The 24,316-nt window shown below is 64.3% G+C and carries 24 protein-coding genes and 1 riboswitch; of the genes, 14 read left to right on the top strand and 10 right to left on the bottom strand.

Going from position 1 to position 24,316, the window contains the following annotated elements; translation table 11 throughout:
• Window positions 1-10: 10 nt before the first annotated feature.
• From flgC to flgL, 10 genes are all read left to right on the top strand, one after another.
• Window positions 11-418 carry a flagellar basal body rod protein FlgC gene (gene flgC / locus AC1DFU_RS00595; protein WP_092295836.1) on the top strand — a complete coding sequence of 136 codons (408 nt, stop codon included), beginning with the start codon at window positions 11-13 and terminating at the stop codon, window positions 416-418.
• A 45-nt stretch (window positions 419-463) separates the two neighbouring features.
• A complete protein-coding gene (gene flgD, locus AC1DFU_RS00600; protein ID WP_092295833.1) occupies window positions 464-1,126 on the top strand; it encodes a flagellar hook assembly protein FlgD in 663 nt (220 codons plus the stop codon).
• 74 nt (window positions 1,127-1,200) lie between these two features.
• A complete protein-coding gene (gene flgE, locus AC1DFU_RS00605) occupies window positions 1,201-2,424 on the top strand; it encodes a flagellar hook protein FlgE (RefSeq protein WP_092295829.1) in 1,224 nt (407 codons plus the stop codon).
• A gap of 31 nt (window positions 2,425-2,455) precedes the next feature.
• A complete protein-coding gene (gene flgF, locus AC1DFU_RS00610; RefSeq protein ID WP_092295826.1) occupies window positions 2,456-3,199 on the top strand; it encodes a flagellar basal-body rod protein FlgF in 744 nt (247 codons plus the stop codon).
• A gap of 36 nt (window positions 3,200-3,235) precedes the next feature.
• Window positions 3,236-4,021, top strand: a complete 786-nt coding sequence (gene flgG / locus AC1DFU_RS00615; protein ID WP_092295824.1) for a flagellar basal-body rod protein FlgG — start codon at window positions 3,236-3,238, stop codon at window positions 4,019-4,021.
• Window positions 4,022-4,032: 11 nt separating this feature from the next.
• Entirely contained in the window at window positions 4,033-4,731 is a 699-nt protein-coding gene (gene flgH / locus AC1DFU_RS00620; protein WP_244844726.1) for a flagellar basal body L-ring protein FlgH, read from the top strand.
• A 7-nt stretch (window positions 4,732-4,738) separates the two neighbouring features.
• Window positions 4,739-5,932 (top strand): flagellar basal body P-ring protein FlgI, encoded by a 1,194-nt coding sequence (locus AC1DFU_RS00625; protein WP_092295818.1) that lies wholly within the window; start codon window positions 4,739-4,741, stop codon window positions 5,930-5,932.
• A complete protein-coding gene (flgJ, locus tag AC1DFU_RS00630) occupies window positions 5,932-6,945 on the top strand; it encodes a flagellar assembly peptidoglycan hydrolase FlgJ (RefSeq protein WP_441592637.1) in 1,014 nt (337 codons plus the stop codon). Before AC1DFU_RS00625 ends, flgJ begins: the two co-directional genes overlap by 1 nt.
• Before the next feature lie 253 nt (window positions 6,946-7,198).
• Complete coding sequence (gene flgK, locus AC1DFU_RS00635) at window positions 7,199-9,118, top strand: flagellar hook-associated protein FlgK (RefSeq protein ID WP_092295809.1); 1,920 nt, start codon at window positions 7,199-7,201, stop codon at window positions 9,116-9,118.
• Between the two features lie 43 nt (window positions 9,119-9,161).
• Window positions 9,162-10,397, top strand: coding sequence for a flagellar hook-associated protein FlgL (gene flgL, locus AC1DFU_RS00640; RefSeq protein ID WP_092295805.1), 1,236 nt, complete (start codon window positions 9,162-9,164; stop codon window positions 10,395-10,397).
• Window positions 10,398-10,466: 69 nt separating this feature from the next.
• Here flgL and AC1DFU_RS00645 read toward each other — a convergent pair whose 3' ends face one another.
• The 6 genes from AC1DFU_RS00645 to msuE form a co-directional block, all read right to left on the bottom strand.
• A complete protein-coding gene (locus AC1DFU_RS00645; protein WP_477159666.1) occupies window positions 10,467-10,715 on the bottom strand; it encodes a hypothetical protein in 249 nt (82 codons plus the stop codon).
• Window positions 10,712-11,479, bottom strand: coding sequence for a type I methionyl aminopeptidase (gene map / locus AC1DFU_RS00650; protein WP_441592636.1), 768 nt, complete (start codon window positions 11,477-11,479; stop codon window positions 10,712-10,714). Before map ends, AC1DFU_RS00645 begins: the two co-directional genes overlap by 4 nt.
• The gene (locus AC1DFU_RS00655) at window positions 11,476-11,685 is read right to left on the bottom strand and encodes a ParD-like family protein (RefSeq protein WP_092295796.1); all 210 of its coding nucleotides are present in this window, start codon (window positions 11,683-11,685) and stop codon (window positions 11,476-11,478) included. The genes map and AC1DFU_RS00655 overlap by 4 nt, the downstream gene beginning before the upstream one ends.
• 128 nt (window positions 11,686-11,813) lie before the next feature.
• Entirely contained in the window at window positions 11,814-12,839 is a 1,026-nt protein-coding gene (locus AC1DFU_RS00660) for a methionine synthase (RefSeq protein WP_441592635.1), read from the bottom strand.
• An 89-nt stretch (window positions 12,840-12,928) separates the two neighbouring features.
• Window positions 12,929-13,912, bottom strand: coding sequence for a DUF1852 domain-containing protein (locus AC1DFU_RS00665; protein ID WP_441592634.1), 984 nt, complete (start codon window positions 13,910-13,912; stop codon window positions 12,929-12,931).
• Between the two features lie 43 nt (window positions 13,913-13,955).
• Window positions 13,956-14,537: an FMN reductase gene (gene msuE, locus AC1DFU_RS00670; RefSeq protein WP_092295787.1), complete on the bottom strand. Its 582-nt coding sequence runs from the start codon at window positions 14,535-14,537 to the stop codon at window positions 13,956-13,958.
• A gap of 224 nt (window positions 14,538-14,761) precedes the next feature.
• Window positions 14,762-15,012, top strand: a riboswitch (cobalamin riboswitch).
• Window positions 15,013-15,132: 120 nt separating this feature from the next.
• Between msuE and AC1DFU_RS00675 the strand changes: the two genes are divergently transcribed.
• Genes AC1DFU_RS00675 through cobW form a run of 3 tightly spaced genes read left to right on the top strand, consistent with a single transcriptional unit; the run spans window position 15,133 to window position 19,828 of the window.
• Window positions 15,133-17,256 (top strand): TonB-dependent receptor, encoded by a 2,124-nt coding sequence (locus AC1DFU_RS00675; RefSeq protein ID WP_441592633.1) that lies wholly within the window; start codon window positions 15,133-15,135, stop codon window positions 17,254-17,256.
• Between the two features lie 10 nt (window positions 17,257-17,266).
• Window positions 17,267-18,715 (top strand): PepSY domain-containing protein, encoded by a 1,449-nt coding sequence (locus tag AC1DFU_RS00680; protein ID WP_441592632.1) that lies wholly within the window; start codon window positions 17,267-17,269, stop codon window positions 18,713-18,715.
• 48 nt (window positions 18,716-18,763) lie between these two features.
• Window positions 18,764-19,828: a cobalamin biosynthesis protein CobW gene (cobW, locus tag AC1DFU_RS00685; protein ID WP_092295778.1), complete on the top strand. Its 1,065-nt coding sequence runs from the start codon at window positions 18,764-18,766 to the stop codon at window positions 19,826-19,828.
• 102 nt (window positions 19,829-19,930) lie between these two features.
• Here cobW and AC1DFU_RS00690 read toward each other — a convergent pair whose 3' ends face one another.
• The 3 genes from AC1DFU_RS00690 to AC1DFU_RS00700 form a co-directional block, all read right to left on the bottom strand.
• Window positions 19,931-20,830 (bottom strand): LysR family transcriptional regulator, encoded by a 900-nt coding sequence (locus AC1DFU_RS00690; RefSeq protein ID WP_441592631.1) that lies wholly within the window; start codon window positions 20,828-20,830, stop codon window positions 19,931-19,933.
• A gap of 253 nt (window positions 20,831-21,083) precedes the next feature.
• The gene (locus AC1DFU_RS00695; protein ID WP_441592630.1) at window positions 21,084-21,821 is read right to left on the bottom strand and encodes a CbtA family protein; all 738 of its coding nucleotides are present in this window, start codon (window positions 21,819-21,821) and stop codon (window positions 21,084-21,086) included.
• Between the two features lie 12 nt (window positions 21,822-21,833).
• Entirely contained in the window at window positions 21,834-22,046 is a 213-nt protein-coding gene (locus AC1DFU_RS00700) for a CbtB domain-containing protein (RefSeq protein ID WP_441592629.1), read from the bottom strand.
• Window positions 22,047-22,233: 187 nt separating this feature from the next.
• Here AC1DFU_RS00700 and AC1DFU_RS00705 point away from each other — a divergent pair, with 187 nt between their 5' ends.
• Window positions 22,234-22,809 carry a histidine phosphatase family protein gene (locus tag AC1DFU_RS00705; RefSeq protein ID WP_441592628.1) on the top strand — a complete coding sequence of 192 codons (576 nt, stop codon included), beginning with the start codon at window positions 22,234-22,236 and terminating at the stop codon, window positions 22,807-22,809.
• On the opposite strand, the gene AC1DFU_RS00710 is transcribed toward AC1DFU_RS00705, so the two are convergent.
• Window positions 22,800-24,305, bottom strand: coding sequence for a DASS family sodium-coupled anion symporter (locus AC1DFU_RS00710; protein ID WP_441592627.1), 1,506 nt, complete (start codon window positions 24,303-24,305; stop codon window positions 22,800-22,802). The genes AC1DFU_RS00705 and AC1DFU_RS00710 overlap by 10 nt on opposite strands.
• Between the last annotated feature and the right edge of the window lie 11 nt (window positions 24,306-24,316).

Raw genomic sequence — 24,316 nt, forward strand, 5'->3', positions numbered from 1 at the left:
AGGACCGACCATGCCCAGCATGAACATTTTCGACGTGGCCGGCTCCGCCATGGCCGCGCAGTCGCAGCGGATGAACGTGACGGCCTCCAACCTGGCCAACGCGGACAGCGCCGTGGCGCCGAACGGCCAGCCGTATCGCGCCAAGCAGGTGATTTTCGAGATGGCGCCCACGCCCGGCCAGTCCGATGTGGGCGGCGTGCAGGTGGCCGGCGTCATGGAAGACGCCGCCCCGGCACGGATGGTGCACAACCCGTCGCACCCGCTGGCGGACGCCAACGGGTACGTGACGATGCCCAATGTGAACCCGGTGGAAGAGATGGTCAACATGATCTCGGCGTCGCGTTCGTACCAGGCCAACGTGGAGGTGCTCAACACCGCCAAGACCATGATGCTGAAGACGCTGACGATCGGTCAGTAATCCACAACTTTTCGAATCCTTCCAGGAACCGCCGGAACCGACACCATGACGACCACTTCTTCCGTCAACAGCAACTCCGCCGTCAACGACGCGCTCAAGGGCGGCAGCTCCAGCGCGGCAGATCTTCAGAACAACTTCCTGAAGATGCTGGTGACGCAAATGAACAACCAGGACCCGCTCAACCCGATGGACAACGCCCAGCTCACCTCGCAGCTGGCGCAGATCAGCACGGTGAGTGGCCTGCAGACGATGAACGAGACCCTGACCGCGCTGCTCTCGCAGACCGCGGCCAGCCGCGCGATGGACTCCGCCAACCTGATCGGCAAGACCGTGATGGTGCCGGGCAACGCGATCACCGTGGCAGACGGCGTGGCCACCAAGATCGGTGTGGACGTGCCGTCCACGGCTGACTCGGTGACCGTGCAGGTGCTCGACAAGAACGGCAACGTGGTCCGCAACATCGACATGAAGGGCCAGACCGCCGGCGTGCACGACATCGCCTGGGACGGCAAGAACGACCAGGGCAACGCCGTGGCCAATGGCGAGTACACCTTCAAGGTGTCCGGCACGGCCGAGGGCAAGGATGTCAGCGCCATTGCGCTGGTCTACGGCAAGGTCCAGTCCATCAGCGGTGACAGCACCGGCGTGCTGGTCGAACTTGGCGACGGCAAGACCGCCAACGTCGACGACGTGCGCCGCATTTCCTGATCCACTTTTACGTATCACCCGGTCCGGCATACGCGCGGGCAATTCACGAACGACAGCCTTATTAGGGGAAAATCATGGGTTTTGGTCAAGGGGTAAGCGGCCTGAACGCCGCCGCGTCCAACCTGGACGTGATTGGCAACAACATCGCAAACGCCAACACGGTTGGCTTCAAGCAATCCACCGCGCAGTTCGCGGACGTGTACGCGGGTTCGAAGATCGGCCTGGGCACGCGCGTGAACGCCGTGGTGCAGTCGTTCACGAACGGCAACATCGCCTCGTCGGGCCGTAACCTGGACGTGGCCATCAGCAACGGCAACGGCTTCTTCCGCCTGACCAATACCGATGGCTCGGTGTTCTATTCGCGCAACGGCCAGATGAACCGCCTGGACGATGGCCGCCTGGTCAACGCCACGGGCCTGCAGGTCACGGGCTACCCGGCTGGCACCACCGCCGGTGGCGTGGCCCCGCAGCCGATCACCATCAGCAACGCCCAGATGCCCCCGCGCGCCACGCAGACCGTGACGGCGCAGTTCCAGCTCGACTCGCGCAGCACCGTGCCGACCACGGCCTTCGCCAGCGCCCCGGGCGCGCTGCCGACCTCGGACATGTTCAACTACAGCACGGCGATCAGCGTTTATGACTCGCTGGGCAACAAGCAGCAGGTCACCGCGTATTTCTCCAAGTCGGCTGCCGCGCCGACCGTGCCGGGCGGCACCAACTGGAACATGTACCTGACCGATTCCGCGGGTAACACGCTGGCCGGCATGCCGGTCTCGATGGCCTTCGACAGCAACGGCGTGATGCAATCGACGACGCCGGCGAACCCGACGCTCGCACTGCCGGCCGCCAACGGCGCCGCCGCGCTGACCGCCAACCTGAACCTGACCGGTTCCACGCAGTTCGGCTCGGACAACGATCCGAAGAAGATCGTGCAGGACGGCTACGCCTCGGGCGCGCTGCTGGGCTTCTCGGTGCAGGAAGACGGCACGATCCTCGGTTCCTACTCGAACGAGAAGACGCTGTCGCTGGGCCAGATCGCCATGGCGACGTTCGGCAACGTGGAAGGCCTGAAGCCGGAAGGCGACAACGTGTGGTCCGCCACCGGCGCATCGGGCCAGGAACTGCTCGGCACGGCCGGTGGCGCCATGGGCACGCTGAAGTCGAACGCCGTGGAAGAGTCCAACGTGGACCTGTCCGGCCAGCTGGTCAACCTGATCGTCGCGCAGCGTAACTATCAGGCCAACGCGCAGACCATCAAGGCGCAGGACACCGTCCTGCAGACCCTGGTGAACATCTGATCCACGCTGATCTCTCCGCCGGAACGCCGACATGGACCGCATGATTTACACCGCCCTCTCGGGCGCCAAGCAGATACTCGACCAACAGGCCGCGGTATCGAACAACCTGGCCAATGCCTCCACGCCGGCGTTCCGCGCGCAGATCAACCTGTATCGCGCTGTACCGGTGGTGGGGCAGGAGACGCAGACCCGCGCCTTCACGCTGGCCTCCACGCCGGGCGCCGACATGAAGGCCGGCCCGCTGACGTACACGGGCCGCGACCTCGACGTCGCCCTGCAAGGCAACGGCTGGCTGGCGGTGCAGATGCCCGACGGCTCCGAGGCGTACACCCGCGCCGGTGCGCTGCAAATTTCGGCCGACGGCCAGCTCCAGACCTCGGTCGGCCGGCCGGTGCTGGGCGATGGCGGCCCGATGGCGGTGCCGCCGGGCGCCACGGTATCCATCGGTACCGATGGCACCGTGGTGGCGCGTGGCCCGGGCGAGGCCGCCAATGGCCTGGCCCAGGTCGGCAAGCTGCGCGTGGTATCGCCGCCGCCTGAAGGGCTGGCACGCGGTGACGACGGCTACTTCCGCCTGCGTCCCGGCGTGAACGCGCTGGAGCAGGACCCCACCGTGCGCGTGATCTCCGGCGCGCTGGAGGGCAGCAACGTGAATCCGGTGGAGGCGATGGTCGACATGATCGCCAACGCGCGCCGCTTCGAAATGCAGATGAAGATGATTACCGGCGCCGATAGCAACGACCAGCGGGCCAACGCGCTGCTGTCCAACAACTGAAGCGCGTTGCGCTGACACAGAACTCGAAGGAAAACCATGATCCGCTCACTCTGGATTGCAAAGACCGGCCTCGATGCGCAGCAGACGCAGATGGACGTGATCTCGAACAACCTGGCCAACGTGTCCACCACGGGCTTCAAGCGCAGCCGCGCCGTGTTCGAGGAACTGATGTACCAGACCATCCGCCAGCCGGGCGCGCTGTCGTCGGACCAGACCGTGCTGCCCTCGGGCATGCAGCTGGGTACCGGCGTGCGCCCCGTGGCCACGGAACGTATCCACACGCAGGGCAACCCGACGCAGACCGGCAACGCGCGCGACGTGGCCATCATCGGCCAGGGCTTTTTCCAGGTGACGATGCCGGACGGCACCACCACCTACACGCGTGACGGCTCGTTCCAGGTCGATCCGAACGGCCAGCTGGTGACCTCGAGCGGCTTCGTGCTGAACCCGGCCATCACGCTGCCGGCCAACTACACCTCGGTGAACGTGGCCCGCGACGGTACCGTCACGGTGATGCAGCCGGGCCAGACCAACGCCGCCACCGTCGGCCAGATCCAGCTCGCCACGTTCCCGAACCCGGCCGGCCTGGAAAGCCTGGGCGAGAACCTCTACGCGCAGACCGATGCCTCGGGCGCACCGAATACCACCGTGCCGGGCCTGAACGGCGCGGGCACGCTGCAGAACAACTACGTTGAAGCGTCGAACGTGAACGTGGTCGAGGAACTGGTCAGCATGATCCAGACCCAGCGCGCGTACGAAATCAACAGCAAGGCAGTGCAGACGTCCGACCAGATGTTGCAACGCCTGACCCAGATGGGATGATGGGAGTGACCATGGCCGCCAAGCTGCATCGCCTCGGTGTGTTTGCCCTGTACGCCTTTGCCGGCCTGGCCGTGCTGGCGAGCGGCGGCTGCGCACTGATGCCGAAGGAGCCCCTCGTACAGACGCCCACCACGGCACGCGCCGAGCCGCGCGCCGTGGGCGCGCCCACGGGTTCCATCTTCGCCTCGTCCTACGCGGGCAATCCGCTGTTCGAGGACCGGCGGCCACGTAACGTTGGCGACATCCTGACCATCGTGATCAGCGAGAACGTCAACGCCAGCAAGAACTCCGGGACCAATGCCAGCCGCACGGGCAGCACGACGTTGTCGTTCGACGCCGTGCCGCGTGCGCTGGCCGGGCTGTTCAGCGCCAGGTCGAATGCCGATGTCAACGGCAGCAATGCCCTGAAGGCCAGCGGCGGCGCCACCGCCGCCAACACCTTCAACGGCACCATCACCGTCACGGTGCTGGAAGTGCTGGCCAACGGCAACCTGGTGGTGTCCGGAGAAAAGCAGATGGCCATCAACCAGGGGGCGGAGTTCATCCGCTTCTCCGGCGTGGTCAATCCGCGCACGATCACCGGCGACAACGCAGTGCCGTCCACCCAGGTGGCGGATGCACGGATCGAGTACACCGCCAAGGGATACATCGACGAAGTGCAGAACATGGGCTGGCTGCAGCGCTTCTTCCTCAATGTCTTACCGTTCTGATCCCGCCATGTTTCTGCCTCCGATGCCTTTCCACAAGCCAGGCTCGCTATTGGGCACCCCGCCCGGCCTTCCTACCCGCTGGGGTCGCGCGGTCTCTCTTCCGCGCCTGTTGCTCGCGCTCGCGCTGGTCTTCGGACTGGTGGGCGCCGGCACGGCGCATGCGGAACGCCTGAAGAACCTCGTCACGTTCCAGGGCGTGCGGGACAATCCGCTGATCGGCTACGGCCTGGTCGTGGGGCTGGATAACACCGGCGACCAGACCATGCAGACGCCGTTCACCACGCAGAGCATTACGAACATGCTATCGCAGCTCGGCGTGACATTGCCCGCCGGCAAGAACATGCAGCTGAAGAACGTGGCCGCCGTGATGGTGACCGCCACGCTGGCGCCGTACGCGCAGCCCGGCAGCCAGCTCGACGTGGTGGTCTCGTCGATGGGTAACGCCAAGAGCCTGCGCGGCGGCACGCTGCTGATGACGCCGCTCAAGGGCGCCGACGGCCAGGTGTACGCCATCGCGCAGGGCAACATGCTGGTGGGCGGCGCGGGCGCGTCGGCCAACGGCAGCAAGGTCCAGATCAACCAGCTTGCCGTGGGGCGTATCGCCAACGGCGCCGTGGTGGAACGTGCCGTCGCGGCCTTCCAGCCCGAAGGCGGCTACATGAACCTGGAACTCAAGGATACGGATTTCGGCACCGCCGAGCGCGTGGTCGACGCCATCAACCGCAACCTCGGCCCCGGCACCGCCGCCGCCATGGATGGCCGCGTGGTGCAGGTGCGCGCCCCGCAGGCGCCGACGGCACGCGTGGGCTTCCTCGCACGGATCGAGAACCTCGACGTCACCCCGGCCAAGGCAGCCGCGAAGGTCATCCTGAACGCCCGCACTGGTTCCATCGTGATGAACCAGGCGGTGACGGTGGAAGACTGCGCCGTGGCGCACGGCAACCTGTCGGTGGTGATCAACACCCAACCGGTGATCAGCCAGCCGGCGCCGTTCAGCAACGGGCAGACCGTGGTGGCGCCGGTGTCGCAGATCGACCTCAAGCAGGGTGGCGGCTCGCTCCAGATCGTCAAGGCGGGCGCCTCGCTGGCCGCGGTGGTCAAGGGCCTGAACGCGCTCGGCGCCACGCCGGCCGACCTGCAGACCATCCTCGAGGCCATGCGTGCCGCCGGGGCGCTGCGCGCGGAACTGGAGATCATCTGATGTCGGGCGCCACGCTTTCCTCGCAGACCGACGTCTCGCAGCGCTTCGCGCTCGATACGCAGGGCTTCGAGGCGCTCAAGAACCAGGCTCGCGCCGGCAACAACCAGAACACCCTGCAGGCGGCCGCCAAGCAGTTCGAGGCCGTCTTCACGCAGATGGTGCTCAAGAGCATGCGCGACGCCACGCCGCAGGACGGCATGTTCGACAACGAGCAGACCAAGCTCTACATGTCGATGATGGACCAGCAGCTCTCGCAGCAGCTGTCCTCGCGCGGCATTGGCCTGGCCGATGTGATGATCCGCCAGCTGGCGCGTGCCACGGGCACGCAGCTGCCGGACACCATGGCCGCGCCCGGTGTGGGCGGCCGCCCGCAGGATGGCCAGATGGCGGCCCTGCTGGACAGCCGGGGCGCCACCGACGCCGACGGCCCGCCGCCGATCGGCACGGTGCTGCCCGGCAATGCGTGGAACCCCACCGCCGGCGTGCGCCAGTATCAGGGCCAGGCGGACTGGCAGCAGAACGGCCAGTCGCAACTGGGCCAGCTCCCGGACGACTCCCCCGAACACATCAGCAACTTCGTCAACCGGCTGGCCGCGCCGGCCATGGCCGCCTCGCGCGCCTCGGGCGTGCCGGCCAAGCTGATCGTCGGCCAGGCCGCGCTCGAATCGGGCTGGGGCCGCCGCGAGATCACCAACCCGGATGGCTCCACCACCTTCAACGTGTTCGGCATCAAGGCCGGCGCGAACTGGAAGGGGCCGACCGCCGAGGTGCTGACCACCGAATATGTCGATGGCCAGCCGCAGAAGGTGCGGGCCCGCTTCCGTGCCTACGGCTCCTACGACGAAGCGTGCGCTGACTACGCGCGGCTGCTGACCACCAACTCGCGCTACGCGGGCGTGGTGGCCGCCAACAGCGCGGAAGAAGCCGCGCATGGCCTGCAGCGCGCCGGCTATGCCACCGATCCGGCCTACGGCGAGAAGCTGGTCCGGATCATGAAGAAGGTTTCGACCTGACGGATGGGCGGCATGGCAACGCATACGCCGCCCAATCTCCCGTCCCACGCTTCGCGCGGCCCGCTTTCGGTCGCGCTATTGGCGCTTCCAGACTACGTCTTCACGCAAGTGATCGCTCACAACATGCGCGCCGGCCAACACGTGGAAATGGCCGATGAGACGCTAAAGTCCCGCGTGGTTCGCGCCGTTAACTTGCTCATCCACCGCCGCCGGCCGCACGCCGAAGGCTACCAACAGATCCGGGGTCAGACACATGTCTCTCTTTAATATCGGTCTTTCGGGCCTGAACGTGGCGCAGAACGCGCTGACGACGACCGGCCACAACTTCAGCAACGCAGCTACCGCGGGCTATACGCGCCAGAACACGATCATCGCGTCGGCGGGCGGCCAGTACACCAGCTCGGGCTTCTACGGCCAGGGCTCCAACACCATTACCGTGCAGCGCGTGTACGACAGCTTCCTGACCGGGCAGCTGCGTGGTGCCACGTCGGCCAGCGCCCAGCTGGCGACGTACGCGGACCAGCTCTCGCAGATCGACAACCTGCTGGCCGACCAGAAGGGTGGCCTCTCGCCGCTGATGCAGAAGTTCTTCGCCGCCGTGCAGGCCGTGTCGGACACGCCGGCAGACACCGCCGCGCGCCAGAGCCTGCTCTCGGCCTCCCAGGCGCTGGCCGGCCAGATCAAGTCCTCCAGCGACTACTTCAAGCAGCTCCAGGACGGCCTGAACACGCAGATCAAGTCGACGGTGACGCAGGTCAACGACTACACCAAGCAGATCGCGAACCTGAACAAGGAAATCACGCGCATGACCGCCGCCGGCGGTGGCCAGCCGCCGAACGATCTGCTCGACCAGCGCGACCAGGCCGTGGCGATGCTGACCGAACTGGTCGGCGCCAAGGTGGTGGTGCAGGACGGTGGCACGTACAACGTGTTCGTCGGCAACGGCCAGCCGCTGGTCATGGGCAGCGATTCGTACGACATGGTGGCGCAGCCCTCGGCCACCGACCCCGGCCGCACAACGGTGGGCTACACGCTGCTGAGCGGCAACATCATCGAAGCCCCCGAGGGCTCGGTGACGGGCGGCTCGCTCGGCGGCATCCTGAAGTTCCGCTCGGACTCCCTGGAGCCGGCGCAGAACGCCATCGGCCGTCTCTCGCTGGCCATCGGCCAAACGTTCAACGACCAGCACAAGCTGGGCATCGACCTGAACGGCGCCATCGGCACGGACATGTTCTCGCTGGGCTCGCCGGTGGTCTACGCCAACAAGAACAACACCTCGGCGGCGATCGCCTCGGCCACCATCACGAACGCCGGCAACCTGACGACCAGCGACTACGCGCTGAAGTTCGATGGCACCAACTACACGCTGACGCGCCTCTCGGACAACAAAGTGGTGGCCTCGCAGGCGGGCGCCCCGACCGCCGCCACGCCGATGGTCGTCGATGGTGTCTCGATCAGCCTCAGCGCGCCGATGAACGCCAACGACTCGTTCCAGATCCAGCCGACGCGCAACGCCGCCGCCAGCTTCGGGACGCTGATCACCGACCCTGCCAAGGTAGCCGCGGCTTCCCCGGCGCGCGCGGACGTCAACAAGAACAACACCGGCACGGGCACCGCCAAGCTCACCAATGTGGCGCAGGGCTTTGCACTGCTGGCGAATGCGCCGATCACGGCCACCTACAACAGCGGCACGGGCACCTACACGTTCACCAACGCGCTGGGCGCGGCAGTCGTGCCGACCAGCACCGCGCCCAACGGCACGGGCACCGACGTGACCTTCAACGGCATGACGTTCACGTTCAACGGCGCGCCGAATAACGGCGACACCTTCACGTTGGCCAACAACACCGGCGCCGTGGCCGACAACGGCAACGCGCTGGCGCTGGCCAAGCTGCAGACGGCCAAGACGATCAACGGCACGTCGAGCTTCAACGACGCCTACGCGCAGCTGGTCAACGACGTGGGCAGCGCGACGAAGTCGGCGACCATCGCCTCGACCTCGCAGGACAGCATCACCAACCAGATCTATGTGGCCCAGCAGTCGGTCTCGGGCGTGAACATGGACGAGGAAACCGTGAACATGCTCAAGTTCCAGCAGCTGTACCAGGCGAACGCACGCGTGATCCAGACGGCCAGCACGCTGTTCGACACCCTCATCGGCATCGGCGCGTAATCGCGGCGGCCAACGATCTCAACGGATACGAAGGAATCTCGCCATGCGCGTCGCAACCTCTACCCTGTACCATCAGGGCCTGGCCTCGATGAACGGCCAGCAATCGGCCCTGCTGCACGTGCAGCAGCAGCTCGGCACCGGCCGCCGCATCCTGACGCCGTCCGACGACCCCGTGGCCGCCACGCGCGCCCTGGGCGTGTCGCAGTCCGGTGCAGTGAACACGCAGTACACCACGTCGCGCAGACAGGCCACGGCCTCCCTCGGCCTGGAAGACAACACGCTGGCCACCGTCACCACGACGATCCAGAACATACAGACCATGCTGGTGAACGCCGGTAACGGCACGCTGAGCGACAACGACCGCGCGTCGCTGGCCACTGCGCTGCAAGGCCAGTTCGACCAGCTGATGGGCTTGGCCAACGCCGACGACGGCAACGGCAACTACATCTTCGCCGGCCTGCAGTCGGGCACCGTGCCGTTCTCGCTCAACGCGGCGGGCGGTGCGATGTACCAGGGCGATACCGGCCACCAGCTGCTGCAGGTGGATGCCGCGCGCCAGATGGAAGCGGGCAACAACGGTTCGGAAGTGTTCATGAGCGTCACCGGCAACGCCGGCTACGTGCTCAAGGGCAATTCGGCCAATACCGGCACGGGCACCTACAGCGCGATCTCGGTCACGGACCCGACCGACCCGCTGTACGGCCACTCGCTGACGCTGACGTTCCAGACCGACGCCGGCACGGGCAAGATGCAGTACAGCATCATGGACACCACCACCGGCACCGCCGTGGGCACCCCGACGGACTACTCTGAAAACGTGGCCATCAAGGTGGCAGGCGTGTCGTTCTCGGTGAAGGGCGTCCCGGCAGACGGCGACACCATGACCGCCAAGCCGGCGCAGCAGGCCGGCGCGGACGTGTTCGCAAACCTGAAGGCCGTGATCGACGCGCTGAAGGCCCCGATCAACACCGGCCTGAACCAGGAAGCGGCGAACGCCAACCTGCAGAACGTGATCGCCACGGGCATCCGCCAGTTCAGCAACTCCCTGGACAACGTGCTGACGGTGCGCTCGTCGGTGGGCTCGCGCCTGAATGAAGTCGACGCGCTGGACACCATCGGCGAGAACCGCGCGCTGTCCAACGCGCAGACCCTGTCGGGCCTGCAGGACCTGGACTACGCGGCCGCCATCAGCGAGTTCTATCAGCGCCAGACCGCGCTGCAAGGCGCGCAGCAGTCGTTCATGCAGATCCAGGGGATGAACCTGTTCAAGTTTCTGTAAGTGGGAGCCGGGCCGCTAGTCGGCCCGGTGGAAAGCGCTTCGTTGAAAGCCAGCCATCGGCTGGCTTTTTCATTTTCCCTTGTCTTTGGTCATGCGGGCCACCAGATGCCGGACCAGATGCATCGGCCCCAGCAGCTTCGACCCTAGCATCGCGTCGATGTCGGATCGGGCGGTCTCCATGAACGGCTTGAATACCAGTGAGGCGGCTGTCGTGACCAGGTGATCGATCTTGGGGATGGCGCGAGCCAAGGCTTCGACTTCGGACTCGACCCCAATATCGACACGATGCGTGGTAACCCCTGCCTCAACACGGGTCAGTTCGGCATTCTTTCATCCGCGCGTAGCGTCAGCACTCTGACGCCCTGTCGAGTTACGGCGACTGTGTGCTCGAACTGTGCGGACAGCTTTCCGTCACCCGTCACCACAGTCCAGCCGTCGGCTTCCGTATGAACCGCATGCCGCCCCTGATTGATCATCGGCTCGATGGTGAACACCATGCCTTCTCGCAGCACCAGACCCGTGTTCGGCTTTCCCCAATGCAGGACCTCTGGGGGCTCGTGCATTTCTCGACCGATGCCGTGCCCGCAGTATTCCCGCACGACTGAGTAGCCATTGCGGCGAGCATGTCGCTCAATGGCATACCCCACATCACCTAGTCTCGCGCCTGGGCGGACGGCTTTGATTCCTTTCCACATCGCTTCATACGTTACGCGCACGAGTTGTTTGGCAAGCGGAGAGACTTCGCCGACCAGATACGTCTTACTGGAATCCGCAATGTAGCCATTGTTCTCCAGCGTGATATCGAAATTCACTATGTCGCCGTCCTGGAGGACCTCCGCGGGGGACGGAACGCCGTGGCAAACGACGTGGTTACGGGAGGCATTGAGGGCGTAGGCGTACCCGTACTGCCCTTTGCTGGCTGGGCGCGCGTGGAGTTCGTCGACAATGAAGTGGTCCACCAGATCGTTGACCTGCATGGTGGACATGCCGACCAGATTCAGGCGATCCAGGCGAGAAAAAACCTCTGCCAATAGCCTGCCCGATTCGGCCATCAGGGCAATTTCCCCAGGTTCCTTGGTCACGAAGCCACCTTCAAGCTTTGCGCAACAACACCCGCAGCCCGCAGTTCGCGAGTGACGATCTCATTGAAGCTTTGCGTGGGATTCATTTCGCACAGCATGCCAATCTTCATCCAGAACGCTGCCTGAGCGTTGATAGACCGACATGACACGCCGCTTGCCTTGCGCAACTGATCATGCAGCTCGCCATCGATGTTCACGATGCCCATAGTGCCATCCATATATGAAACATATATGAATCATATAGGCAATCGCGCCGGCGATGCAAGCCCTGTGTCGCTCCACTCCTGGTCAGCCCAACAGAATCCGCGGCCAAGAGCGGACGACCATGTGGGCGTCACACCGTGGTGAGCCGCTCCTTTGCCAGCCTCGTGCCTGCTGCCAGCGCCTCCAGCTTGCGCCACGCCACATCCCGACCCATCGGCGCCAGGCCGCAATTCGTGCACGGGAACAGCCGCTCCTTCGGCACGAACTCCAGCGCCCGGCCGATGGTGTCAGCCACTTCCTCGGGTGTCTCGACCACGTCGCTGGCCACATCGATCACGCCGACCAGCACGTCCTTACCGGCCAGCAGCCCCATCAGGTCGGGCGGCACATGGGAGTGGATGCATTCCAGGCTCACCTGGTCGATGCAGCTGCGGGCCAGCGCGGGGAACACCGTCTCATACTGGCGCCATTGGTCGCCCAGGGTGCTCTTCCAGTCCGTATTGGCCTTGATGCCGTAGCCGTAGCAGATATGCACCGCCGTCGTACAGGTCAAGCCCTGCGCCGCGCGCTCGAGCGCCTGCACGCCCCAGTCGGCGGCATCCTTCATGTAGACATTGAAGGCGGGCTCGTCGAACTGGATGATGTCTACGCCGTCGGCCTGAAGCGCCAGGGCCTCCTGGTTGAGCAACTCGGCGAAGGCGAAGGCCATCTTGACCTTGTCGCCGTAGAAGCGGTCCGCCACGGTGTCGACGATGGTCATCGGGCCGGGCAGGGTGAACTTCAGCTTCTTCTTCGTGTGCGCGCGCGCCAGCTGTGCTTCGAAGGCATGCACGCGGCCCTTCAGGCGCAGGGCCGAAACCACCTGCGGCACCATCGCGTCGTAGCGGTTGTCGCGGATGCCCATCTTCACCTTGTGCTCGAAGTCGATGCCCTCGACCTGCTCGAGAAATCCGTGCACGAAGTGCTGTCGCGATTGCTCGCCGTCGCACACGATGTCCAGGCCTGCGTCTTCCTGGGCCTTGATCCACAGTAACGTCGCGTCGGCCTTGGCCTGGCGAAGCGCGTCGCCTTCAGCCTTCCACTGAGGCCAGAGTTTGTTTGTTTCAGCCAGCCAGCCTGGCTTCGGCAGGCTGCCGGCGATGGAGGTTTCAAACATCTGAGGATTCCTTTCAAGCAACGATGGGTGTGGCAAGCATACTTCGGGACCGTTTTTCCCGATCAGCCACGGGACGGCGTGTTATGGGGTCAGAGCGCGAAATTGGCAGACCATTGATCAAGGACGTTCTTGTACGGCTTGATGAAGTTCTCCTCCGCAAATTTCCCCTGCTGGACAGCCAGCTGGCTGCGTTCTTCCCGGTCATAGACAATCTGCGTCAACGAGTAATCCTGGTTCTTCAGGCTCGGTTGATAGCGTTTCCCTGCTGCAGAATTGGCGTTGTAAATCTCGGGGCGATAAATCTTCTGAAAGGTTTCCATTGTGCTGATGGTGCCGATCAACTCGAGATCTGTGTAGTCGCCCAGAAGATCGCCGAAAAAGTAGAAAGCCAAGGGTGCAACGCCATTCGGAGGCATGAAGAAACGAACCTGCATCCCCATCTTTGCGAAGTATCGGTCGGTCGAGGACAGTTCATTCTGTTGATACTCGACCCCAAGTACGGGGTGCTGGTTTCCGGTCCGCTGATAGGTCTTGCTGGTCGAGGCGCTTATGGAGATGACAGGCGGCTTGTGGAAGCGCTCCTTGTAAGTGCGCGAGGCAACAAACTGCTTGAACAGCTTTCCATGCAAGTCACCAAAATCGTCTGGCGTGCGGAATTCCGCTCGATCAACGTTGTACCTTGGAAGCAAGACGCTGAAGTCGTAATCGCGTACGTAGGAGGAGAAGTTATTCCCCACGATGCCGTCGATGCGTTTGTGCGTTTTCTTGTCGAGAATGCAGGTTTTCAGTATCTCGATCAACGGAAATGCATCGTTGCCGCGCTTGGCGTCGACACTCATCTCCACGGAGATGATCTCGAGCTCGACAGCGTAGCGATCTCCGGTCGGATTGTCCCAATGCGCCAGGTCATTGAAGCGATTGTCAATCATCCTCAACGTGTTGCGCAGATTCTGTTGCCTACTCTTTCCCCGGGCCAGGTTGGCAAAATTGGTGGTTACGCGCGTACTGTCCGATGGCTGATAGTTTTCATCGAAAAGAATGCTCTTGAGGCTAAAGGCAAGTTCTTTGTTCATTGCGATCCAGTGACCTAATTTTTGAGAGAAGTCGATTCTTGTTTCAGGCCACAACCACTTCCTCGGCCAGAGCGGGCCTTGCGTGGTGCGTCAGTTCGACCAACGGCAGTGCCCGTTGGATTGCCAGCCTGGCCCGCTCGATGAGGGCCTGGTTCTGCAGGCGGTAGTCGACGAAATCCTTGTCGGTCGCGTAGACACCCAGCGGCAATGTGCGCGCCTGGAAGAAGCTGAACAGCGGCCGCAACTGGTGGTCGATCACCAGGGCATGGCGCTCGCTGCCACCGGTGGCAGCCAACAACACAGGCTTGTCGATCAAGGCGTCCTGATGAATGAAGTCGAAGAAGTGCTTGAACAGTCCGGTGTAGGAGCCGCGGAACACCGGTGTTGCCACCACCAGGACGTCAGCTTGCTCAACCGCCGCAAGTTCCCGCTCCACCGTGTCGGGCAAGTGGGTGCGCCAGACCGCGCCGGCAAGCCGCGGTGCGAGCTGACCCAGTTCAACCAAGCGCTGTTCGCACGGAAGTTCGTCTGCGATCAGGTCTAGCAGGTGCTCTGCCAGGGCTGCAGACTTGGAGGGGCGTTGTAGCCCGCCGGAAACCGCTACTAGACGGAGTGGACGTGTCATTTTTGCTTTCATCTGTTGCCAGGCTCACGCGACATGCCAATCGTATGGATGTGCATCGATGAAGTAAAATGGCTTTATTTCAACAATCCATGAGCAGTAGTCATGTGAGTTATCGGGCGCACCCGCCGGGTCATCCCGCTCTCACGCCTCCGTGCTCCCCAGATCAGCATGTGCGCTTTGTAACCGTCCGTTACGGGTAGAATGCGCACCGCGGCACGTCCCCTGTGCCGCCCGTGATTGCAGGTGCCCGCGATGCTCGTGGGTTAAACGGGAAACAGGTACGTCGCCGAGCCGCGACCAAGCCTGTGCTGCCCCCGCAACGGTAAGCAGGTTCGGGAACTGTCATGTCGATCCATCGGATCGGCGGCCACTGCGCGATTGTCATCGTTGTCATCGCGTGGGAAGGCGACGGATTCCCGGGAGCGCACGCTCCCCGCCTGTCAGCCCGGATACCGGCCTGTTGTCATCATCGAAATCTTTCGCACGGACGGGGTCGTCCGGCTTCACGATGACATACAACTTGTTCGCGCATTCCGCTGGCCGCCCGCGCTCGGCCCAGATTTCGTCTCGCCCTGCGCGTGGGCGTCGACCGCGCGTGCTGGCCGCATCACTTGGTGCCGTGGCCGGCCTCAATCTTCCCTGTGCTTTCGCACAGGAAACCTCCGAACAGAAGGACACGTCACTGCCGCCCGTGGTCGTCAGTGAGGCCGTCTATCCCGGCCTGGCGCTCTCGAAACCCGAATACACGGGCAGCCGCATGGGCCTGACGCCGCTCGAGACGCCGGCCAGCGTCGAAGTCATCAGCGGCGAGACCATCCGCGCGCGGGGCGATCAGAGCGTGCGCGAGGCCGTGACCCGGGCAACCGGCATCACCGGCAATCCGTCGCCGGGCAACGGCGGCACCTCGCTGACCGCGCGCGGCTTCGCCGGGCAGGGCTCGGTCATGCAGCTGCTGGACGGCACGCGCATGTACGTGGCCTCCGGTACGGTGACCTTTCCGTTCGATACGTGGTCGGTAGACCGCATCGAGGTCCTGCGCGGCCCCGCATCGGTCATGTATGGCGAAGGGGCGATTGGCGGCGTGGTCAATGTGGTGCAGAAGAAGCCGATCCGAGGCCCGATCGAGAACGAACTCCAGATCACGGGCGGCACCGAGAAGACCGCGCGCGTGGCCTTCGACAGTGGTGGCAAGGTCAACGACAACCTGTCGTACCGTTTCGCCACGGCCTACAACCGGACGGCTGGCTGGGTGGATCGGGGCGATGCCAACAACCTGATGGTGTCGGCGTCCGTGCGGCTGGACGTGAATCCGGAATTCAACCTGACGCTGTCCTATGACGACGGCACCCAGCATCCGCAGCAATACCTCGGCACGCCGCTGGTCAACGGCAGCCTGGACCGCTCGCTGCGCAAGAAGAACTACAACGTTGGCGATGCCGAGATCAGCTATCGCGACCGCTGGACGCGCCTGAACGCCGAATGGACGCCGAACGACCGCGTCACCGTGCGCAACCAGTTCTACTACCTGACCAGCCACCGTCACTGGCGCGACAGTGAGACCTTTACCTATCTGCCGGCCACCTCGCAGGTGCGCCGCGGGGACTACCTGGAAATCCTGCACGACCAGGAGCAGGTGGGCAACCGCGCCGACATGACGGTGCGCAGCAAGCTGTTCGGGCTCGATAACACCACGACGGTGGGCTTCGACGTCAACAAGGTCAACTTCACCCACTCGAACAACTCGCCCTATGGCGGCACCTCCACCGTACCGGCGCGTGATTTCGATCCGGGCCTGTTCTTCAGCCCGCCGGGCGTCGTTACCTCGCCGCGCTTCCGCAGCAACACCACGCAGTACGCGCTGTTCGGTGAGCACCGTATCGCCCTCACGCCGCAGTGGTCGGTCATCGGCGGGGTGCGCTTCGACCATGCCGACCTGACGCGCACCGACCTCGTGGCCGGCTCGGCCTGGGACAAGACCTTCGCCAACACCACGTGGCGCGTGGGCACCGTCTACCAGTTCACCCCGAGCCTGGCCGTCTACGCCCAGTACGCCACCGCGACCGATCCGCTCGGCGCGCTGATCACCACGTCCGACGCGCAGCGCAACTTCAACCTCGCCACCGGCAAGCAGGTGGAAGTGGGCATGAAGCAGGCGTTCTGGGGCAATCGCGGCGAATGGACCTTCGCGGCGTACGAGATCCGCAAGAACGACCTGCTTTCGCGCGATCCGGTCAATCCGACCATCACCCAGCAGGTGGGCGAGCAGTCGTCGCGCGGGCTGGAAGCCTCGGCGAGCGTGGAAGTGCTGCGCGGTCTGCGCCTCGACGTCAACGGCACCGTGCTGCGCGCGCGCTATGACGACTTCAACGAGTCGGTCGGCGGGGTGCTGGTCTCCCGCGCCGGCAACGTGCCGACGAGCGTGCCGCAACAGGCCGCCAACGCGTGGCTGACGTGGAACTTCATCCCGCAATGGACGTTCGGCGCGGGCCTGCGCTATGTCGGCGGACGTTACGCGGACACGGCCAACCGCGTGCGCGTGCCGAGCTATACGACGGTGGATACGGCGCTGTCGTGGCGTGTCTCGAAGCAGGCGGCGCTGACGCTGCGCGTCTACAACCTGTTCAACAAGGACTACGCCGAATCGGTCTCGAACGGGGGCCAGCAATGGCTGCTGGGGCGTCCGCGTTCGGCGGAGTTGTCGGCCAACTTCTACTTCTGAGGCCCGGGCGATGTGGCGCAAGATCCGGCGCTGGCTGTACCTGATCCATCGCTGGATGGGCATCGCCGGCTGCCTGTTGATCGCGATGTGGTTCGGCTCGGGGCTGGTGATGATGTACGTCGGCTTTCCCGCGCTGACCGATGCCGAGCGGCTGGCCAGCCTGCCGCCGCTCGATGTGCGTGCCGTGGCCACGACGCCCGATGCGGCGATGGCGGCGGCGGGGCTGTCCAGCTTTCCACGCAGCCTGCGGCTTGAGATGGCGGGCAGCCTGCCCGTCTATCGCATGGTTGATGGCAAGGGTCAGCCCCATACCGTGGCGGCCACCGATGGCCGCGTCATCGAGCGCGTCGATGCAGCCACGGCGCAGGCCACTGCCCAGCAGTTCACCGGCAAGCCTGCGCGCTGGATCGAGACCGCCGAACGAGACCAGTGGACCGTGCCGAATGGCCTCAACGCGTGGCGTCCGCTGCATCGCATCGCCATCGATGACGGACACGGCACCGAGCTGTACATCTCGGCGAAGACCGGCGAGATCATGCGCGATACCGATCGCGCGGAGCGGTTCTGGAACTGGCTCGGCTCGGTGCCGCACTGGCTGTATTTCACGCCGATCCGCAAGGACCCGCCGCTGTGGCGGCAGGTGGTGCTGTGGACGTCCGGGCCCTGCGTGGTGGTGGCCATCACGGGAATCTGGATTGGCTGGCTGCGGCTACGCGTGCGGCGGCGCTTTGCGCACGGCAGCATGGCGGGCGTCTCGCCGTACCACGGCTGGATGGCCTGGCATCACATGGCCGGGCTCGTCGGCGCGCTGTTCCTGCTGTTCTGGCTGATCTCGGGATGGCTCTCCGTCAATCCTAACCAGTGGTTCAACGGGCGCGGCTTCGACGGCGCGGCCCTGCAGCGCTACGCGGGGCATGCCGGGGCCTCGTTCCCCGCGCCGGACTGGCGTGCCACGCTGGCAGACCGCAGTGCGCGCGAGGTCCGTATGGTGTGGGTCGGCAGCACGCCCATGTTGCAGGTGGCCGCCGGCAAGGGCGTTGTCACGGTGCTCGATCCGGGCAGTGGTGCGCCAGTGCGCTGGGACCCGGGCATGCTCTCGCGTATCGCCGGCACCCTGATGCCGGACGCTAAAGTCGTGGCCAGCGTCATGCAGGCCGAGGCCGACACCTACTGGTACAGTCACCACAACGCGCGCAGGCTGCCCGTGTTGCGCGTGACCTTCGACGACGCCGACAACACCTGGGCCTATGTCGATCCCTCGACGGGTCAGGTCATCGGCCGCAGTGACGACAGCCGCCGTCTCTATCGCTGGCTGTTCAACGCCGTACACAGCTATGACTTCGTTTCGCTCACGCAGCATCGCCCGTCATGGGATGTGGTGGTGTGGGTGCTGTCGCTGGTGGGTCTGGTGATGTCCGTCAGCGGGGTGGTCGTGGGCTGGCGGCGGTTGCGCCGCTGACTCTCGCCACCCCTTTCCATTTTCAACTTTCAAGCACCAGGTGATTCCATGCAAACCGCAAAAATTCCCGCCACGATCGTCACGGGCTTCCTGGGCAGCGGCAAGACCACCTTGCTGCGCCATATCCTCGAGAATGCCAACGGGCGCCGTATCGCTGTCATCGTCAACGAATTTGGCGAGCTGGGCATCGACGGGGAAATCCTGAAGGGCTGCGGCATTGGCTGCGACGAGCAGGGCGAGCCCACCGGCCAACTCTATGAACTGGCCAACGGCTGCCTGTGCTGCACCGTGCAGGAAGAGTTCTTCCCGGTCATGGAACAACTGCTCGAGCGCCGCGACCAGATCGATCACGTGCTGATCGAGACTTCGGGTCTGGCGCTGCCGAAGCCGCTGGTGCAGGCATTCCACTGGCCGAGCATCCGCAACGCGTTCACGGTGGATTCGGTGGTCACGGTGGTGGATGGCCCCGCCGCCGCCGCCGGCCAGTTCGCCGCGAATCCGGTGGCGGTAGACGCGCAGCGCCGCGCCGATCCGAACCTCGATCACGAGTCGCCGCTGCACGAGCTGTTCGAAGACCAGCTCGCCAGCGCGGATCTGGTCATCCTGAACAAGACCGACCTGATGGATGCCGCCCAGATTGCCGCAGTGGAGGCGCTGGTACGGCCCGAGATTCCGGCCGAAGTGAAGATCGTGCCGGCGCAGGCGGGGTCGCTCGATGTGAACAGCCTGCTGGGACTGAACCGCGCGTCGGAAGAGACGATCCACCAGCGCGTTGATCATCATGGCAGCGCGGACGACGCCGACCACGCCGATCATCATCACGATGAATTCGATTCGGTGGTGGTGGAGGCTGGCACCGTTGACCGCGAGGCATTGGTTGGCGCGCTCCAGAAGCTGGTGGCCGACCACACGATCTATCGCGTCAAGGGTTTCGCCGAACTCCCGGGCAAGGCAATGCGACTGGTGCTGCACGGCGTGGGGCAACGATTCGACAGCTACTTCGACCGTGCCTGGCGTGCTGACGAAGCGCGGGGCACGCGCGTGGTGCTGATCGGCCAGGAACTGGATGGCGCCGCGTTGCAAGCCGCGCTGGATCAGGCGCTGGCCGGCTGAACCAGAAAACGCTGTATTCCGATGTGGGCGGAAGTTGGGTGCTTTCACGCGTGCCGGGTCGGTGACGCGCTGCGATACGCGCGCCTGATGGCGTTACGTCGTTCAGTTGGGGGCGAGGTCCGCTGAACGGCGGGCCAGTTCGATGAAGGCTTGTACGTAATCGATCTCGATGTCGCTTTCCCGCGCGCCAAGGAAGATCTGCTTGGCGACGCCATGCGGGCCCAGCCGTACCGCCGTGACATCCATCTTTTCCGCATATTCGGCCACCAGCCAGCGCGGCAGGGCCGCGATGCCACGCCCGCTGGCCACCATCTGCATCATGATGTCCGTGGTCTCGATGGTCTTGTGGCGCTTGGGCGTGACGCCCGCCGGCTGCAGGAACAGGTTGTAGATGTCCAGGCGGTCGGTGGCCACGGGATAGGTGATCAGCACTTCGTTCGTCAGCGCGTCGGCGTCTACGTGGGGCAAGCCGGCGAGCCGGTGGCCGCGATTGACGACCAGCACCTGCTCGTAATCGAACACCGGCTCGAAATGCAGGCCGGGCTTGTAGAGTGGATCCGGCGTTACCAGCATGTCGATCTCATACCCGTACAGCGCGCCGATACCGCCGAACTGGAACTTCTGCTTGACGTCGACATCCACGTCCGGCCATGTCGATAGGTAGGGCGAGACGATCTTGAGCAGCCACTGATAGCAGGGATGGCACTCCATGCCTATCCGCAGCGTGCCGCGCTCGCCCTGCGCAAACTGGTGGACCCGTTCTTCGGCCAGATCGAGCTGGGGCAGCACGCGGTTGGCCACCGCCAGCAGGTAGGAGCCCGCCTGGGTCAGCCGCAGACTGCGGCCTTCCCGCAGCCAGATGTCGGTACCCAACTGCAACTCGAGCTTTTTCATTGCATGGCTCAGTGCCGACTGCGTCAGGCACAGCACCGAAGCGGCCGCTGTCAGGGAGCCCTCACGGTCCACTTCCCGGATGATTGCCAGGTGAATGCGTTCAAGCATGATTGAGATTCATGTATTTTTGAATAACGATCATTTTACTTCATTGATTGGCCTTCCTACAATCGGACATCGACGATCTCCTCCGTGATCCAGATCGACGATGAGTTGCTCGACGCGTTCGACGACTTCAAGTATCCGAACGAGATCGGGCCGGGAAGACGCCGCGCGCGCAATAGTCGGCAAGGCTGTCGCGGCCCAAAACAAACATCCCCGCCGTGGCGGGGATGTTTGTTTTGGGCTCGGCTATCAGACGTCAGGCATGCCTGACGCCGCGTCGCTCCTCCAGCCGCCGGTGTGCCAGCGTGGCAAACAGCAGACCAAGACCTGCCCAGAGCGTGGCCTGGATACCGAAGGCGGCCATCCTGAAGCGCCACAGCAGGACGGCTGAGAATTCGTCGGGGATCTCGTTGACCTCCGGCAGCAACCCTTGCGCCAGCAGCACGATGACCACATAGACGGCCGCCGCGCCCAGCGTGGCGTGCCAGGTGCCGTGGCTCGCCGCAAGCTTGCGGGCAACGATGACCGCAATCACCATCGCCGCCAACGACAGGGCGATCATGGTGAAGAACAAGGCGGTGCGAAGGCCGATCGTCGAAGGATCGCCGATGGCCGGCGGATTCGGTGGGTATTTGATAAACGGCACCAGCACGGTCGCGATGTAGCCAAGCAGCGCCATCAGCACGGACGTCGGGCGCGCGCCCAGCTTGCCAATCCGGCCGTAGACAAAGGCGAACGTCAGCGCAAACAGGCCACCTACCGCGCTGCCGAACACCGCCAGCCCGACAAACAGCCCGAGCCCGGCCTGTACGTCACGGCTGACCAGTTCGGGCATCTCATGCTGGTGGCTACCGCCCATTGCCTGCTCCATCCGCGCTTCGTACGCGATGGCGCCCTCCACCTCCGGTTCTCCAACGACCTTGGCAACACCGAATGCCAGCAGGCTCGCCAGGAACCCCGCGATCATGCCGCGGACCAGAAGACTTCTCACCATGGCGGCGCGTCCTCAGTGACAGGGAAAGCCGAGCAGGTGACGTCCGTCGTGCACAAACTCATGCACATACATCGTATTGAAGATGGCGGCGGCACCTTCCTCCACGCCGACGAAGTAGATCGCCAGCAGCAGGAGCATGCTGCCAAAGATGGCCCAGGGCAGCAGCTCGGGAACCGGGATGGATACCGGCTCGATGGCCGGCGAAAGGGTGGCGCTTGCGTGCATGACAGATCTCCTTGAGGATGACGCGTCCCGTAACGGATGGATGAGGCGTTGGGGAGGTCTGACTTGGCAGCCTGCTTCGTCGAAACGACGCTTCAGATTGCGATACAGTGGCGCGACCGTGCCGGATTCCAACCGGCTTCTCCCCAGCGCATATGCGTGCATTCTAATCGACTGGACGACCTGACACGTGACAACCCGCCTGACATTGCTCTGCGTACCGGCCACGGCAGCCCTGCGCGCCGGGCGGTTTCCGGCCGACGAATCCCTGGATCCCGGACAGGCCGACGACGTGGCCCGGCTCGCCACCGCGCTCGGGGCGCCAGACCAGGTGCTCTGCAGCCCGGCACGCTGCGCACGGGAGGCCGCCATGGCGCTGGGCCATTCGCCGATCATCGAACCCGCGCTGGGGGAGGTCGACTACGGCAGATGGTTGGGGCGCTCGCTCAAGGAAATCGGCATTGCGGAACCTGCCGCACTGTCAGCCTGGTTGTCCGATCCGGACATGGTCGCGCACGGCGGGGAATCCCTGTCCGCGTTTTGCGAACGTGTGCGGCGGTGGATGGGGCCCTATGCCAGCCCCGCCTCGCACACGCTGGTCGTCACGCATGCGAGCGTCATCAAGGCCATCGTCCTCCATGCATTGGAGGCGCCGGTGAGGGCCTACTGGCAAATCGACGTTGCGCCTTTGTCCACACTGACGCTGTCAAGACGGCAAGATCGATGGCGATTGTCTTTGGGTGAATCGCTGCGGTTTCACCAGTAGCCAAGCACCTTCCACCAGACGGTGCCGACCACCGCGAAGATCAGCAGTTCGACCACGCACATCACAAAGCCAACGCGCCACCAGTTCCCCATCGTGACGTAGCCACTGCCGAAGATGATTGGCGAGGTGCCCGTCGCATAGTGGGTCAGCGTCATCATGATCGCCGAGCCGGCCGCCATCAGCAGCATGAACGGCACCACATACGCGGGCGGTATCAGATTCACGCCGACCGTCAGGAAGGCGAGCATCATCGCGCTGATGTGTGCCGTCGTGCTGGCGAACAGGTAGTGCGAGAACACGAAGACCGCTACCAGGATCGCGGCCGTGCCGCCCCAACCGATGCCGCTGGCCACGATCGCGTTGCTCATGCCGGTTGAGAACCAGCCGATCACACCCTGCTTGTTCAGTTGCTCGGCCAGCATGATCAGCGCGCCGAACCATATCAGCGTGTCCCAGGCGCTCTTTTCGGACAGTACATCGTCCCAGTCGATGGTGCCCGTAATGATCAGCACGAACAGGCCGACGAAGGCGACCACCGTGGGGTCCAGCGTGAGCGCCGGGCCGAACACCATCGCCGGAATGTTGGCCCACAACAGCAGCAGGAGCGCGAAGGTGAAGATCATGACCCGTTCCTTCGGCGACACCGGGCCCATCTTCGCCATTTCGGCGTGCGCATACTCCACCGCATTGGGTGTGGCCTTGAGCTGCGGCGGCGACAAGACATAGATCACCATCGGCATCACCAGCATGCATAGCAGGCCGGGCAGCAGCATGCAGAGCGCCCAGCTCATCCAGCTCAGATGCAGTGCCTGATTGGTTGCCTTGGCGATGTAGTCCACCACTAGCGGGTTCGGTGCGGTGGCGGTCACGAACATGGCCGACGAGATCGGGTTGGCGTGATAGTTGACCAACGCCAGGTAGGTGCCGACCTTGCCCTCGGTGCCCTTGGCCGGGTCCGAGTCGAATGCCGTGGCGATCGACTTCATGATCGGATGCACGATGCCGCCACCGCGCGCCGTATTGCTTGGCGTGAACGGCGCCAGCACCAGTTCGCAGGTGGCCAGCCCATAGCCGATGCCGATCGTGCGTTTCCCCATCAGGGCGATGAACATCAGGCCGATACGGGTGCCCAGGCCCGTCTTCTTCACGCCGCGGGAGATCAGGATGGCGACCACGATCAACCAGATCAGCGGACTGTCGAAGGCGGTCAGCGCATCGGCGATGGCCCCCTTGGACGAGGTCGAGGTCACCTGCGACAGCGAGAGGACCACGATGGCCATCATCGCCATCACGCCGATCGGCATGACCTTCAGGATGATCGCCACGATGGTTGTCAGGAAGATGGCAACCAGACCCCAGGCCTTGGGCGTGAGCCCCTCTGGCACAGGCCACAGCAGCAGGGTGACCAGCACCACCGTCGTGATCAGGGCGGGGCCGAGTCTAAAGGGGACTACGCTGTTGAAGTATTGGAACGCCGCTTTCAGTTTTGCAAGCATGGTGCGATCCT

This window comes from Cupriavidus sp. 10L45 (genome assembly GCF_056395225.1).